The organism is Scytonema sp. UIC 10036 (assembly GCF_009725235.1).
Map to the genome: position 1 here is coordinate 1 of NZ_WJFC01000271.1, position 14939 is coordinate 14939.

Here is a 14939-nt window from a genome sequence, read left to right on the forward strand (position 1 = left end):
TCATATGTTAATAATAGACCTCATTTAGTCATTTGTCATTTGTCTCCCTTGTCTCCCTTGTCTCCCTTGTCTCCCTTGTCCCCCTTGTCCCCCTTGTCCCCCTTGTCCCAATGCCCTCTATCGTAAGACTGATGACTTTATACCATTGTTCTTCGATACTTCTTTCGATATGACAGCACTAGCCCCCGCTTGGAAACAAGAATAAATGACAGCTTTATTAACTACTAATGCACAATTTGAGCGAGTTGCTAAAGTAATTGCAGAGAGAGTGGCACAGCTTTTGTGTGCGTCAGTTTTTGTGATCGATCAGCATGCGATCGCAATCGCTAGTAGCAATCCCAAGCTAGTAGGGCTTTCCTTCGATCGCATTTGTGGAAAACTGGCTCTCAACTACCTACGCGTACCATTTACTTTTGAAACTCAGGTAGGCGAAGTTATTATTGGCAAATCCCCAAATGGCGAGGCAATTTCCCCCCATTTGGCACAAGGAATTGTGGAATTAGTGGTTAATCAAACAACAGTTATTGATGCATTGCCCAACCAACATCAGTTTAAAAATAAGTTTATCTCTGACTTACTTCACGGTTTGGCAGATGAAACAACTGTTTTTCAATACAGCAAACTTTTGGGTTTAGATCTAGCACCTCCCCGTGCAGTCATTTTAATTGATGCAAGGGATTATATTTTAGGGGCTTGCGAGGCTCAACTGCGAAGAAGGGTAGCTTCGGTCATAAACAGTGTTGTCAATTTTTTCCATCTGCCCAACGATACAATTTGTGCCTATCTAGGTGATGGTGAAGTCGCTGTTCTCAAAGCCAGCGATACAAAGAATTTGAGAAGTTGGGCAAATCAAGGTGATGTACCAGAACAATGCAGTTCTTCATGGGCAAATCTCATAGCATTGAAGCGGGCGTCTGAGGCATTGTTAAAGCAGTTGCGGAAAGACACCAATACATCAATTAGTATTGGAGTAGGGCGCTACCATCCAGGAATTCGGGGACACGCTCAGTCCTATCGAGATGCACGGGCGGCTTTGTCTTTAGGATGTCGCTTTCACGATCGCAACCAAGTTCATTGTTTGGATGGATTGGGGATTGCAGCCTTCATCGGTGTTGCAGACGAGCAGACAAAAATAGAATTAGCAACATACCTTCTCAGTCCCCTGAACCACGAACCGGAATTGTTAGCAACCTTAGATGCGTTTTTTGCAGAAGATTGCTGTCCTTCTGCAACAGCCAGTCGGTTATCGATTCATCGGAATACTTTGAGTTACCGTTTGGAAAAGATTACTTTACTCACCGGTCTCGATCCCCGTCGTTTTGATAATGCCGTACAAATTCGTTTGGCTTTACTTATGCGACGATTGCGATGATTGATATTGTTAATTGCTATATCAGTCCTAAATCATTTATAGGAATTTATAATTGTTGCGATCGCTTTATTGAATCCCTCACTGTGAATCCAGCTAACAAACCCCCCGTAAATCATGCGATCGTCTCTGTCTGCTAAAAATACGTGGTCAACCCCAAAAAGGTTCCTCCATATTCTCACAGATGCTCCATCCCGGAGTCGTACAATCGGACGAGAACTCGGAAAATCTCTGTGATGTGCTCTCGTCATGCCTGGAACATTTTCTAATATAACTATAACCTCTTTGGTGACATCTGCAATCTGAGTTAGCCTTTCAGTTGCACAAGCACAACTATCTGTGGCTTTAACTTTGAGTTTTGCCTTGAGGAGATCGTCACGTACTGACAAAGAGTCAATTTCCTCTAGCTTCTTGCCGTGTAGTTCAAACTGCCGTTTTAAGCGATAAATCACTGTTAAACCTAAAACTGCAATTCCACCGAGCAATACCACCAGACCACTCACAACAGCAAAAGCTGCTATGATAGCGGCGATACCCATTAAACCTGTAGTTGCCACAATTACTACTAAGATGATTCGTGGTAATCCCAATGTCCCAATTTTTTCGATCGCTTCATCCATAAACTTGTAACCTCAGATCCAAACTGCGAAAAGAAAACTTTGCTCACGTTTTTGGCGCATTGGCTAGCTTCAATAGCTGTAGTCAATTTTAAAAATCTGTCTATTTTTATACTTTATTTTTTCAACTTTGGTATCAGTAAACTTACTAAAAGAAGAAGTATTAACTAGACGAGCGGTGGTTTATGGCTCGATACTGTTCAATTAAGGATTTTTGATGAGGCACTTTTGATCTGACTCCATTCACCTGCTGTGTCCACTCAAACATCGAAAGAGATTATTAATAAATTTAAAGATTTTCCAAAATCTAGGTAAAATCTCTAACTAAGAATGATAAAGTGTATAATCACATGATGTTTTGACTGGTTGAACTTACCTACATTCTGGGTGTGCCGACTGCTAACAAACCATTATTTAAAAGGCAAACTTTAGATGAAAAAACAACCAGATAAATTAAAATTTCCCTCAAAGTACTTAAGACAAAGCTTGGTTGCAGTATTGTTATGCTCTTTATTAAGTGCAACTTGTTCTGCAAAATCAGCTTCCAATAACGATACTGCCCAATTACCTCCAAGATATACTGGATTAGCTCCTAATTCACCCTTCGGTTTAGACTTTGGTTACAGCGATCCCAAGACTATAGGTGCGATCGCGCAAGACTTGGGAGTAAAATGGGTTCGTGGTATTCAAGTCGAATTCGATCCTTGGAATGGCGATCCCAAAATTCTCAGAGATAGGATAAATACCTTAAAAAGTTATGGTGTATCTTCGCTACAAACACCTTTTTATCCTGTGGATTGGAAAGAAAAAGACAAATTAGGTCCTCCAAGAAATCTAGATGCTTACGTACAGAAATTCTATAACTGGGTAGCTGCTACCCACGATATCATGCCTTATTACGAGCATTGGAATGAACCTTGGGTTGATGAGTGGGCGTGGAACGGAGGTACTGCTGAGGAATATAGAGATATTATTAAACGAATTTGGAACAAAGTAAAAGCTGATTATCCCAATGTTAATTTAATTGGCGGAGGTTCTTTAGCTTATAACCGAGATGTTATGTATGCTAAGGGAAATGACACGGGATACGCCGATGGCTCTGTTAACCATGCATATGCTTTTCCCAGCTTGAACACTTTCCACAGTGTATTAATGCAATTGACAATAGATAAGAAATTTTCTAAAACACAAGGTCGTGCAGGAGCATGGCAAACAGAGTTTGGTACGTTTCGGGATATGTACTCCTCAAATCAAGATATTTGGGTAGCCCGTACTATCCCTTCGAGTTACTTAATACATATGTTAGCAGGTTATTATGCTCAAAGACCTGTGAGAGCTTTTTGGTTTAACTGGAGTGGACATGGGATGCATGACATCGCCAACAACGATGCTGCAAAGGATGCATATAGAACTATGACTCGCGTTCTGGAAGGAACGAAAATAGTTGAGGATGTATTTCCTGCTTCCAAATCAATGTGGGGAATGGTTTTTCAAAATGATTATTCAACTGATAAGCGTACTAGAGCAGCGTTGTTTGTTAATGCTCCGTTCTATGGTGATATCGGCAATCCTTGGGACCCAAAGGGAGGTAGTCAAGCGAAAGGAAATATTCCTTCTGATGAGTACTCTGGTACTGTTTCCCTCGGTAATTCCAATATACAGGTTTACGATTACAGAGGCAACAGGATAAATAATTTGAGCAAAATTCCTCTCAATCCAGTAGAAGTGGTATACATTATAGCTGATATGCCACCTTCACAGTTAAAGCAGATACTTCAAAATGCTGATTTTCAGTTAAAAAATGAAATCAAAGTCACGGCTTTGTCTTTATCGGGACCTGTTGTTAAAGGTCGAACTATTGATATTAAAATAGAGAATGTCGTCAATAAACCTCGTAGTGGAACTTTAGCGATCGCTCCTCCCAAAGGATGGACTCTTTCTCAAAAGAGCATATCTTTTGAAAATTTACAACCGGGCGAACAAAAAATTATTAGCTTCCCAATAGAGTCTTTTGCTGTCAACAATGACAACAATTATGAAATTAGCTACTCATTATCAGTTAAAGGCAAATCTTCCCCTCAAACAGGGAATTGGAAGATACAATCAGCCTACGCTCCTAAAAAAACAATAACCGTTGATGGTAACTTACAAGACTGGTCTGATGTCATCGCTACAAGTATGGGAAATGGAGCGTATAAATTTAAAGTCGCATGGGATTCAAATAACTTATACTTTGCGGCTGAAATTGCTGATGATAAGCACGCTCCATTTCCTCCCTTCGATCCAAGTTTTGCTTGGTTTCGAGAAAATAGAGTTGATGGCGCTAAAGGTGATGATAACACGGATGGATTATTTATTAATATAGACTGCACAAAAAATAATCCTGATGATTTGTTAAAAGGTCACGTACTGTATGAAAAAGCTTTGGCTGCAGATGTAGATTACGAGTTTTTTGCCAGTTATAGTACGGGAAATAACAGCGAATTATGGAGATATCGCGCTCCCGGTACAAATCATCAAGGATATTATCCAACGAATGCAACTCTCAATCCACCTCTAATGAAAATGAAAGCCAGCCCATCAGGTGAATCAGAAGGAAAGATAAAATTTACTCGTTCGGGTAATAAGACAATTTACGAAGGAGCAATTTCTTTAAATACAATCCCTGAATTAAAATCAGAATTGAGTCGATTAAAACCGGGAGAATCTTATTTTCCTAACCTTGCATGGCGCGTTAACGGAGGAAATCAAGGGAAAAAATTCTGGACTATAGAGTCAGGTCAATGGGAAGAAGGAGGCTATGGCTTTGTCCCCCAATGGTTATCAGGAGGTTTGGCAAATGGGGGACGGGTTATCAGTCGTTGGGCGTTTATTAATTGAAGTGGTTAGTTGATAGTTGTTGGTTGTTAGTGGATAGTGGATAGTTGTTAGTTGTTGGTTGATAGTGGTTAGTGGTTAGTTGTTGGCTACTAACCACTAACCACTAACAACTAACCACTCTCCCCTAATAATGACTCCCAGTCTTACGGTGATGAATAGCCGTTAAAGCATCTGGTTTGAGCAGCTTGCCATTATCAACAGTTGCATAGATAACCCAATGATCTCCACATTCCATGCGTTTGCTTACGCAACATTCAAGGTATGCTGAGGCATCTGTTAGTACAGTACAACCGTTCTCTGCAACTTCTGTGGAAAAACTAGCAAATCTGTCTTCTCCAGGTGCGAAGGTTTTGCGGAAGTGTTTCATGTATTCCTGATGATTGCCTTCTGGCATAATATTCAGGACAAACTTACCTCCCGGATACATCAGAGATTCAACTGCTCTCTCTTTTGCGATCGCAACAGTCAAGCCAGGTGGGTTAAAGGTTGCTTGGGATACCCATGAACCTAACATTCCCGTTGAAACTTCTCCCTGTTTTGCCGTGACAACACAAACGGAACCAATTATCCGACCAACAGCTTGTTCGACGGGGGTAGCGGCTGGTTGTGGTATGCGTAATTTTTTTGCTTTTCTCAGGACTTGAGCAAAGTCTGTACCTGTTTCTTCGCACTGTTTGAGAATGTTATCTGCAGGTTTAAACTTGACTTTTAAAGTTTCAAACCCAAATTTGTATCCAGCTTCTCGGAGTTTACCTTCAATAACATCAAAAGCTTCACCACTCCAACCAAAGGAACCAAAGACACCAGCTAGTTTTGTGTTATCCCCAACTGCTAACACAATCCCTAGAGCAGTTTGCATGGGAGTTGGAACGTTACCACCAATGGTGGGAGAACCCATGATAAAGCCTTCACATTTTTCTACAGCTGCTTTAATCTCTTCCGGTTGAGCAAATTCACAGTTGATAGACTCTACAGCAACTCCTCCCTTGGTCAAACCAAGAGCGATCGCTTGTGCTAAAGTTGCCGTATTTCCATAAGCTGAGGCATAAAGCAAGGCAACAGTGATTTCGCGATCGGTTTGAGAACGGCTCCATGTCTCATACTCTTGAGTCAGTTCCAACAAACCGTAGCGCACCAACGGACCATGAAGAGTACCGACCATTCTCACTTGCAGTTCGGATATTTTCTCCAAAGCCGCTTGTACGTGGTTTGCATGAGGTGCCATCAAACAGTCAAAGTAGTAGCGCTGGTCAGCTTTGATACTATCCCAATCTTCATCAAAAGCTTCATCACCACAAACATGAGCGCCAAAAAGCTTGTTTGAATACAGGATTTGGGTTTTTTGGTCGTAAGTACAAAGACCTGCAGGCCATCTTGGACTGGGGATGGGAAGACAGCGTAAGATATGGTCTTGACCTAAATCCAATGTTTCTTTCCCCCGCATCACCATGATGTTTAGATCGTGATTGGGAAAAGTAGCCCGCAAATTTGCAGCGCCAGGAAGAGAACAAACAAAAGTTAACTGCGGTGCAGCATCTAAAAGAGCTTTTAGGGTTGGCACTCGGTTGGGATTAAAGTGACCGAGGATAACATAATCCAACCGTTTTAAATCTAAAGATTGTTGTAATGCTTCTAGAAAAATCTGAGTGAAAGTTTCCGGAGGTGGGTCAATAATTGCAGTTTTCTCACCTTGGATTAAATAGCAATTGGAAGTCGTGCCTTTCGATAGCGCATATTCAATTTCAAACCGCAACCGCGTCCAACTGCGTGCTCTCAGCGCTGTTGTGTTTGTAGCGACTGGTAAACTTGTATGTCACGAGTATTTGGATTGGTCATAGTTGAGTGAAGGAGAGATGAGGGGATAGGGGTAGGGGGTAGGGGTAGGGGTAGGGACTGGGACAAGGGGGACAAAGGGACAAGGGGACAAGGGAGACAAGGGAGACAAGGGGGACAAGGGAGACAAGGGAGAATAACTCTTGCTTAATGCCCAATGCCCAATGCCCAATCCCTACTCCCTACCCCTACCCCCTACTCCTAGTAATAGTTACCTACTTTACGATGACGAACTGCAGTCATGCCATCGGGTTTGGAGACTCGACCATCTGAAACAGTGCAGTAAATAATCCAGTGGTCGCTGCATTCCATGGTGCTTGTCACTTCACATTCCATGTAAGCGAGAGCGTCTGTTAAGATAGGACAACCGTTTTTGGCTGTTTGGGTTTTGACTCCAGTAAAGCGATCGACGCCAGGAACCAAGCGCTTGAGGAAGTGCTTCTTCAATTCTTGATAATTTCCTTCTTCCAAAACGTTCAGGACGAACTTACTGCCTACTTCCATCAAGGATTCTATAGCACGGTCTTTGGCAACAGCAACTGTAAATCCTAAAGGTTGCAAGCTAGCTTGTACAACCCAAGAGGCGAGCATTGCTTCTTGGACATCATCTTTTTTGGCGGTGATGATATACAGCCCGTTGCTAATCCGACCTAGAGCTTTTTCTAAGTTAACGTCAATGGATTTGACTTGTTTGATGTTGCGTTCGCGGACAAGCTGTTGTCCTAAAGTTGTCCCTGCTTCTTCACATTGTTTGTATGTGGCATCAGTTGGAATTTCTTTGACACGAATTGCAGGAAATCCTTCTTTAACGCCAAGAGTGACAAATTTTCTCAGCAGTGGATCGACGGGTTCCTCATCTGGACCGTAGCACTCAAACAGCCCAATGACTTGCTTTTCTTTTGCGACAGCGAGTAGGGAACTGATAGCAGCTTGAGCTGCAACGTTACCGCTTGGAGGCATACCAATAATGATGCCAGCTGCTCTTCCTGCCAATTCTTGGATTTCTTGGATCTCGGCTGAGGTGAGATCCATCATTTCAACACCAACCCCAGTTTTTTGGACTCCGTGAGCAATGGACTGGGCAAGACGTTCGCTCTGTCCGTAATCGGAGACGTAGAATAAAGCAGCAATGGTTTCTGCTTTGACTTGTCTTTGGCTCCAGTTCTGGTAGCACTCTCTTAAAACTTCAAGATTGTGATACAGTAAGGGTCCGTGTCCGTTGGCAATGATTCTAATTTTGCCAAGTTCTCCCATTTTTTTCATTGCGTTGAGCAAGGAACGGGAGTTGGGACCCATGAGACAGTCGTAGTAAAATCTGAAGTCGGGTTCAATTGCCTCTAGGTTGACGTCAAAGGTGTCATCACTGCAATAGTGCATCCCAAAGGCGTCGCAGGTGAACAGAACTTGGTTTTTATGGTCGAAGCTAAATATTGTATCGGGCCAGTGTAAGTTGGGAGCACTCACAAACTCAATTTCGTGTCCCTGTCCCAAGTCTACGCGATCGCCACTTTTTACAATTCGCTTAGAAAACGGATCGTGAGTTAGGTTTACAGTATCAAGTAGACGTTTCCGAAAAAAATGATATTAATTGTGTACGATTCAGAAAACGAGGCGATTGTGCAATGGATAAGATAGAAAAGTATCGGAAATACATTCAAACGTTATTAACTCATTATGCAAGTGAGGATAATTCAGATAACGAAAGTGAAGTACAGCTCGTTTTCGATACAGAACGAGATCATTATCAGTGGTTGAATGTAGGCTGGAAAAAACTCGATCGCATTTATCGATGTATAATTCATTTTGATATAAAAGATGGAAAAATATGGCTTCAGCAAAACTTAACAGATGAAAACCCAGCTGAGGAGTTAGTTGTCATGGGTGTACCAAGGGAAGATATTGTGTTAGGTCTACAGCCTCCTTATAAGAGACAATACACAGATTATGGTGTTCCTCAGAATACTAATTCAGTATTTTAACAGAGACGAAAAATATAATTTCTTAAGCTAGATTAGCGATCGCGAAACTTACACGGTTTTTTTGTGCATTTGCGTAATATTTAACCATAATTATTGAACGGGACATGATATAAAGTAATTTCCATAATCGCTACATGGCTTAGGTTCTATGGATTCTACTAATTTTGAGTCTTGGGGCTATGCGCGAGTATCAACCGACGAACAAGCACAAGACAGAGATGCGCTTCTCAAGCAAATGCAGAGGCTAAGAGATGCGGATGTTGGAAAAATCTTTTTCGATATTGACAAACGCACCAAGCACGCTCGCAAAGGTCTTCTTAACTTAATTAAAGCAGTTCAAGAACTCCCCGTTCATCACAATATCAAATTCTTAAAATTTACTCGATTAGATAGAGTAGCAGCATCCCAAGTCATTTTTTATCAACTGATTGGTGAGCTTCAAAAGAAAAAAATTAAACCCATTGCTCTTGACGACCCCTTTGATTTAGATTCAGTAGGGGGAGAACTAACGGTTGATATTCGATTAGACGTAGCCAAGCATGAAGTGAAAATGCTGGGTTTGCGAATTCGGAAAGAGCGCGAACTCCGGCGTAAGGAAAAGAAAAGTCATTTTTTTGCACCGTTTGGTTACAAAATTGAAAATGACAAATATGTTTTTAATCATGACCCTTGTATTTGTTTAATCGAGAACAAACAAGAGTTATCTGTGCTTGAAGTTGCACAACTTATCTTAAAAACTTTTTATCAAGTTGGTAGCTGCACGCAAACAGCTAAAAAACTCAATAACTTTTTTGGTATAAATTTAAAATGTTCTGATAAATATACTACAAAATCGGGAGATTATTCAATTGATGAAGATGATGGACTGACTCAAAAAACATTAAAGAAAAAAATAGATGAAAAGTCTAATGCTGGATTGCGTTATCCATACTCAGGCTTAAGATGGACGACAACTGGTATTCGAGATTGGTTGACAAATCCAGTGTTGGCTGGTGGAACTCCTTATGGTACGGTTAAAGAAAATGGTAACAAAAAATCTTTTGATGAGATTAATGTTTTTTGGAACACACACGATGACCAAGCATTAATTACATTTCAACAGCACAAAGAAATTAAGGAAATTATTCGTGGTAATCGTAAGAATGCATGGGCGTCATATAGCGATCGCAATCCACAAAAACTGAACATCTTCCAAGGTTTAGTGGTTTGTGCAAAATGCAATGCTAAGTTTGTCAAAGTTGCGTCCTACCAAAGTAGAAAAGATAGCAGACATAAATCTTATTATCAATGCACATATTATCTGAAAACTGGTATGTGTCAGCATAAAACGGCAATCACTAACTTCGAGATTGAAGACCAAATTATTGAGTTTTTGGTTAAGGAAGCACAACGCCTTTCTGTATTGGGGGAACAAAAGAATATACCAGTGGTGGAAAGTAAAGAGTTACAGGAATTGCGATCGCAACTCCAAACCTTAGAATCCATCCCTGGTAAAAACCCAGCCATTGAGACTGCCAAACAGGGGTTGCGCCTGCAAATTGCGGAGACACTTAGTAGTGAAGAAAGAAGCGATCGAGCTTTGTTAATTAGCCGAGATAGGATTATAGCTGCGTTTAGCAACAAGGATTTTTGGAAAGGGATAGAGAATCCAGTGGATAAAAAACGTCTGTTGCGAGAGTGTATTCTGTGTGCGGTTGTAGATGAAGGGGAAGTGGTAGAAGTCAGGCTGCGGATTTAGGTAAAGGAACTTTATTTCTGTATACAGCAGTTTTTTTTGATGCCAGTATCAAGAGAAGCTAAAATATAGCTTAATTCAATCAAGTGAAAAATCAAAGCTAGGCAGAAGAGTAAAAATGACCCTCAGTTTAAATTCAATACCCGTGAATGAAATTCTCAAGCCGCCTTTGGAGATTAGTAGTTCGTTTCTTCTATTATTAACTAATAATTAATTAGCTACTTTAGCTCTAATTTTTCAACAGAAACTTTGCGGTTCAGCTTTTATTAACTCTCTCTATTTAGTATTGATTATCAATTTTATTTACGGGTATTGCGCTTAAGCTGAAAAACTACAATGATTTAATTTTAAATGGCTATGCTACACCAAGAATATTGGTTGTAGTTATAGTTTCTGAAAACCTTCAGCACTGGTTAAAACAAACAATAGAAATTCTTGCAACTGTTGAAAATCGCTCACAATTGGAAATTATTGGTGAACTCATCACTAATTATCCCAACATCACAATTCAAGGATTAGTAACACAAATTACGTCTTCTAATGGTGGTACAATAAGCGGTGATATTATATTATTTGGCGTAGTTGTTGATAAATTACGTCCAGTCAACACCACACTCCGGAACCATGAATATATTCTTGCGATTAAAGCATATACCGAAAGGTTAGCAGTCTTATGTACGGGTGATTTAGTCAAAGAGAAGAATACATTTATTCTGAAAAACCCTCAGCAATTTCGTCTCGACTAACCACACCATTAACTGTTGTCGGAGTTGCAATGACATTAAGCTTTGTCATTGATACCGTGTAGCTGCTTGATAAAACTTGTAACTCTATAGCTAAAGCGATCGCATTGCATTGTTCCCATAACCTTGGGACTACATAACGAAACCCAACATTTATCGGCATTTGTTGGGTAACGCTTGTGCTCAACCCAACCTACAATTTCTCTCTACAATTTCTCTCAGCCCTTGCAGTATTGATAGTTGTACTTAAAGATTCTCCCTTAACAGCGATCTTTACCAAGTCACTATTCAAATAGTGAATTTAAAGATTTAGTAAAGTCTCAGTATAAACACTTTAATTTTGGCAAGAAAACAGTTAAGAGCTTTACTAAGCCCAATTATCAACCACCATGCGTTTCCTAACGATGAGAAATCTTCTTTCACAAATTGCCACAGCAGTAGCCCTCAGCGTAGCAATTTTTCTTGATGTCAGCTATAGCAAACCAGCTCTTGGTGCTAATCTAGCGTTTGATACTGAAAGACCCGTTCCTTTGATTCTGGACGATGATGGTAGCCAGGATGGTTTAATTGCACTGGCGTATATGCTGCAAAACCCTAAATTTGATGTCAAAGCGATTACGATTTCTCAAGGAATTGCTCGTCCACAGTTATTCAGTGACAATCTAATGCGATCGCTCACTCGATTAGGTGTGACAGGAATCCCAGTTGGCGTCGGGAGTGAAGATCCACTGGCTGGAGATAATAGGTATCCAGAATTGTTTCGAGTAGATTCAGATGCTTTTTACTCACCCTTTGTACCACCTTTGACAGAGACAGCCCAAGAGACTGTTGACCAACGAGACGCAGCTCAACTCATTATAGACACCATCAAACAATCACCAGATCCAGTTGCAATTTTGGCAACAGGTTCGCTAACCAATATAGCAGAAGCATTACGGCGCGATCCATCGATTGTGAAAAACGTTGCTGCGATCGAAGTTATGGGTGGTGCTGTTTTTACGGAGGGTAATCTCAGCTTTCATACAGATCCCATATTGGCTCAAAATGCCGTTTCCGAGTTTAACATCTGGGTCGATCCAGTAGCAGCACAAGAAGTTTTTTCATCTGGCTTACCAGTCTTCTTGACACCATTAGATGCAACGAATAATACATTGTTCACTGCAGCAGATCGAGATGCGTGGAGAAATGCAGGAACCCCTGAAAGTTTACTAGCCGCACAACTCATGGATTATTCCTTTGCATTCATTTCAGGAGGAGAGCAAAACCCTACTCAAGTTTGGGATTTAGTCGCTGCTATCAACTTAAGTGAACCGAACTTTGCTTCGGAAGTGCGACTACCCCTGAGAGTTGATATAACATCGGCTCCAAGTATTGCTCAAGGACAAACCGTTGTAGATGATTCGCTGACACCAAATGTTTACGTGTCATTCAGCCCTAATTTTAATAATCTTTCATTTAAATCCAGCGAGATTTTTTCGGCTCGAACAGTAGCTGTTCCCGAACCTTCGGTAATTTTGAGTTTCCTGGCTGTCGGGGGAGGGTTCGCATTCCTCAAGCGGAAGCCAAACTATGTTTAGCGATCGCTACTCCAAACTCTAGAATCTATTCCTGGTAACAACCCTGCGATTGAGACAGCAAAGCAGGAGTTGCGCTTGCAAATTGCAGAATTACTTGAGAGTGGCGAAAGAAGCAATCGAGCTTTGCTCATTAGTCGAGAAAGGATTATAGCTGCATTCAGCAACAGAGATTTTTGGAAAGGTATAGAGAACCTTGTGGATAAAAAACGTCTGTTGCGTGAGTGTATTTTGTGTGCGGTTGTGGATGAGGGGAAGGTGGTAGAGGTAAAGTTGCGGATTTAGGTGTTAGGTTGGGTTGAGGAACAAAACTCAGCATTAAATTAGGAAGAATGACGTTCTCTTGAAAAACCCTACTCCCTATTTTCCAAAAATTCAGATGCAACCAATCCTTTCTGAATTGCCAGTACTGCGGCTTGAGTGCGATCGCGAACCTCTAGCTTTTGCAAAATAGCATGAACGTGAACCCGCACAGTACCAGGAGCAATGTAGAGAATAGATGCAATTTCTTGATTGCTTTTACCCGCAGCAACTAACGCCAGAATTTCTTGTTCGCGCTTTGTCAATGGATTTTCTAGCTGTTCTGTAGGTTGTGTAGCTTGTGTTTCTACGGTGTTGCTTGTCTCAAAAGCAGCTCTAATTTCTGTTGTTGCTGTCCGATCCCACCATGAAGCTCCTGCTGCTACCGAACGCAGTGCTAAAATTAAGGACTCTGAGGGGATGCCCTTAAGACAGTAACCGTGCGCCCCTGCTTCAATTAACCGTGCAATTAAAGGTTTCTCAAAACGAGACGTTAAAACTAGGATGGGTAATTGAGGATGCTGTTGCTTGATTTGACGACAAGCTTCAATACCGCCAATTCCTGGCAATCCAACATCAAGTAACACTAAATCCAAAGGATAACGAGAAGCCAATTCTAAAGCTTGTTCTCCATCTTCTGCCTCCGCCACAATTTCTATACTTGGTTCCTGTTGCAACCGCATTCGTAACCCCAAGCGGAAAAGTTCGTCATCCTCAACTAGGAGAATTTTGAGATTATTGGTAGACATTGAAGAACTTGGTGTCAACACAACTTTAACTCTACCACCACTCCGAGAGCGATCGATGGCATTTGTTAAGAAATTGGCAAAGACGCGTTACAATTGGAACCTCTCCCCCCGCATATAAACAAAACTTTAGAAAGAGACTCTGACAGTGCTAGTGATTCTTAGCACTGATTCTTGTTGAAATTTTTGTTTATAGCTAGATATTATTTCTTCAATCTGGGAATTTTTAGTTGGGCTGTTTTCGTAAATCAAAATAATGAGTTTAGTTTTTTCCTTGGTGAGTTTCCCTGAACTGTTAAGATATTGCCCATAGGCATCCATGACAGTTAATCCTGCGGGGACACGAGGTGTAATCGTGCGTCTCAAAAATAGCTGCCACTCAACTTCAGATACCATCGTTCCGTCTGGCTTGGATAAACCAAAGTATAACTCATCTTTAGTAAGAATTTTTTCACGTGAGTTTTGAGTAGATGTTTGGGGTAATTGGGCGCGAGCAAAAGTATTTGTATAAGCAGGAACGATAAAAAGTAAACCTGTAAGAATTAGGTTATTCAGGCTTTTTTGCATAATTGTCATAGAAGCAGGGATTTAAATTATTAGTTTGACATCTATAATTTACTCAACAATCATGACTGGAGAATTTCCAGAATTGTTGATAGAATTAGGCAAAAGTATCCAAAAAATGGGGCGCTGATGGTTTTGACGATTGTCCGATCGTTTCTAGGTTGCGATGCAATACTTATCGGTTAAGCCCAAAAATGCGAAAACACGTAGGTTGGGTTGAGGAACGAAACCCAACATTGACAGACATTTGTTGGATTTCACACACGGTAAACCCAACATACAAAAATTCTCAGCCCTTGCAGTATTGGGTTGCAATGGCGCAACAGATACAGGAAGAATGATAAGTTACGTGCATCAGTTCGCTCTTAAGCGTTGTCATTGATACCGTGCAGCTACTTGACAAAGCTTGGAACTTTATAACTAAAGCGATCGCACTATTCTCATAACCTTAAGACTACCTAACGAACTGTTATAATGACTCTTGTCAGGTCGGCTTTAGAGGTTGTTTGAAAAGTGGTTGGTTGTCATTTTAATCACATGATTACCCCCCTTAGTCCCCCCTTGGAAAGGGGGGAAATAAGAGAAATTCAGTTCCCTCC

At 41.0% G+C, this 14939-nt stretch carries 11 protein-coding genes and 2 pseudogenes; 7 read left to right on the forward strand and 6 right to left on the reverse strand.

The window, feature by feature from the left end:
- The first annotated feature begins 205 nt into the window (after positions 1 to 205).
- Complete coding sequence (locus F7734_RS55940; RefSeq protein WP_155752805.1) at positions 206 to 1372, forward strand: helix-turn-helix domain-containing protein; 1167 nt, start codon at positions 206 to 208, stop codon at positions 1370 to 1372.
- Between the two features lie 32 nt (positions 1373 to 1404).
- Here F7734_RS55940 and F7734_RS55945 read toward each other — a convergent pair whose 3' ends face one another.
- On the reverse strand, positions 1405 to 1989 hold the full coding sequence (locus F7734_RS55945; protein ID WP_155752806.1) for a hypothetical protein: 585 nt from the start codon (positions 1987 to 1989) through the stop codon (positions 1405 to 1407).
- Positions 1990 to 2418: 429 nt separating this feature from the next.
- Here F7734_RS55945 and F7734_RS55950 point away from each other — a divergent pair, with 429 nt between their 5' ends.
- A complete protein-coding gene (locus F7734_RS55950) occupies positions 2419 to 4866 on the forward strand; it encodes a hypothetical protein (protein ID WP_155752807.1) in 2448 nt (815 codons plus the stop codon).
- A 124-nt stretch (positions 4867 to 4990) separates the two neighbouring features.
- On the opposite strand, the pseudogene F7734_RS55955 reads toward F7734_RS55950, so the two are convergent.
- Positions 4991 to 6702: pseudogene (locus tag F7734_RS55955) on the reverse strand (diflavin flavoprotein).
- A 198-nt stretch (positions 6703 to 6900) separates the two neighbouring features.
- A pseudogene (locus F7734_RS55960) lies at positions 6901 to 8247 on the reverse strand (diflavin flavoprotein); the annotation flags it as partial.
- 74 nt (positions 8248 to 8321) lie between these two features.
- On the opposite strand from F7734_RS55960, the gene F7734_RS55965 reads away from it, so the two are divergent.
- The 3 genes from F7734_RS55965 to F7734_RS55975 all read left to right on the forward strand — a co-directional run bounded on the left by F7734_RS55965 (position 8322) and on the right by F7734_RS55975 (position 11159).
- On the forward strand, positions 8322 to 8678 hold the full coding sequence (locus tag F7734_RS55965; protein WP_155752809.1) for a XisI protein: 357 nt from the start codon (positions 8322 to 8324) through the stop codon (positions 8676 to 8678).
- 148 nt (positions 8679 to 8826) lie between these two features.
- The gene (xisF, locus tag F7734_RS55970) at positions 8827 to 10416 is read left to right on the forward strand and encodes a fdxN element excision recombinase XisF (RefSeq protein ID WP_155752810.1); all 1590 of its coding nucleotides are present in this window, start codon (positions 8827 to 8829) and stop codon (positions 10414 to 10416) included.
- A gap of 371 nt (positions 10417 to 10787) precedes the next feature.
- Positions 10788 to 11159 carry a hypothetical protein gene (locus F7734_RS55975; protein ID WP_207714451.1) on the forward strand — a complete coding sequence of 124 codons (372 nt, stop codon included), beginning with the start codon at positions 10788 to 10790 and terminating at the stop codon, positions 11157 to 11159.
- Here F7734_RS55975 and F7734_RS55980 read toward each other — a convergent pair.
- Positions 11122 to 11319, reverse strand: coding sequence for a hypothetical protein (locus F7734_RS55980; protein WP_155752811.1), 198 nt, complete (start codon positions 11317 to 11319; stop codon positions 11122 to 11124). The genes F7734_RS55975 and F7734_RS55980 overlap by 38 nt on opposite strands.
- 226 nt (positions 11320 to 11545) lie before the next feature.
- On the opposite strand from F7734_RS55980, the gene F7734_RS55985 reads away from it, so the two are divergent.
- Positions 11546 to 12733, forward strand: a complete 1188-nt coding sequence (locus F7734_RS55985; protein ID WP_155752812.1) for a nucleoside hydrolase — start codon at positions 11546 to 11548, stop codon at positions 12731 to 12733.
- 75 nt (positions 12734 to 12808) lie between these two features.
- Complete coding sequence (locus tag F7734_RS55990) at positions 12809 to 13015, forward strand: hypothetical protein (RefSeq protein ID WP_155752813.1); 207 nt, start codon at positions 12809 to 12811, stop codon at positions 13013 to 13015.
- A gap of 68 nt (positions 13016 to 13083) precedes the next feature.
- On the opposite strand, the gene F7734_RS55995 is transcribed toward F7734_RS55990, so the two are convergent.
- Together F7734_RS55995 and F7734_RS56000 are read right to left on the reverse strand one after the other, a co-directional pair.
- Complete coding sequence (locus tag F7734_RS55995; RefSeq protein ID WP_155752814.1) at positions 13084 to 13779, reverse strand: response regulator transcription factor; 696 nt, start codon at positions 13777 to 13779, stop codon at positions 13084 to 13086.
- Positions 13780 to 13905: 126 nt separating this feature from the next.
- Positions 13906 to 14352 carry a DUF3574 domain-containing protein gene (locus F7734_RS56000; RefSeq protein WP_155752815.1) on the reverse strand — a complete coding sequence of 149 codons (447 nt, stop codon included), beginning with the start codon at positions 14350 to 14352 and terminating at the stop codon, positions 13906 to 13908.
- Positions 14353 to 14939: the final 587 nt, after the last annotated feature.

Bases quoted from the DNA above. Each gene is read 5' to 3' on its own strand.
- F7734_RS55985 (WP_155752812.1), top strand. From the start codon at position 11,546: ATGCGTTTCCTAACGATGAGAAATCTTCTTTCACAAATTGCCACAGCA.
- F7734_RS55980 (WP_155752811.1), bottom strand. From the start codon at position 11,319: ATGCCGATAAATGTTGGGTTTCGTTATGTAGTCCCAAGGTTATGGGAA.
- F7734_RS55940 (WP_155752805.1), top strand. From the start codon at position 206: ATGACAGCTTTATTAACTACTAATGCACAATTTGAGCGAGTTGCTAAA.
- F7734_RS55995 (WP_155752814.1), bottom strand. From the start codon at position 13,779: ATGTCTACCAATAATCTCAAAATTCTCCTAGTTGAGGATGACGAACTT.
- F7734_RS55950 (WP_155752807.1), top strand. From the start codon at position 2,419: ATGAAAAAACAACCAGATAAATTAAAATTTCCCTCAAAGTACTTAAGA.
- F7734_RS55965 (WP_155752809.1), top strand. From the start codon at position 8,322: ATGGATAAGATAGAAAAGTATCGGAAATACATTCAAACGTTATTAACT.
- F7734_RS56000 (WP_155752815.1), bottom strand. From the start codon at position 14,352: ATGACAATTATGCAAAAAAGCCTGAATAACCTAATTCTTACAGGTTTA.
- F7734_RS55945 (WP_155752806.1), bottom strand. From the start codon at position 1,989: ATGGATGAAGCGATCGAAAAAATTGGGACATTGGGATTACCACGAATC.
- xisF (WP_155752810.1), top strand. From the start codon at position 8,827: ATGGATTCTACTAATTTTGAGTCTTGGGGCTATGCGCGAGTATCAACC.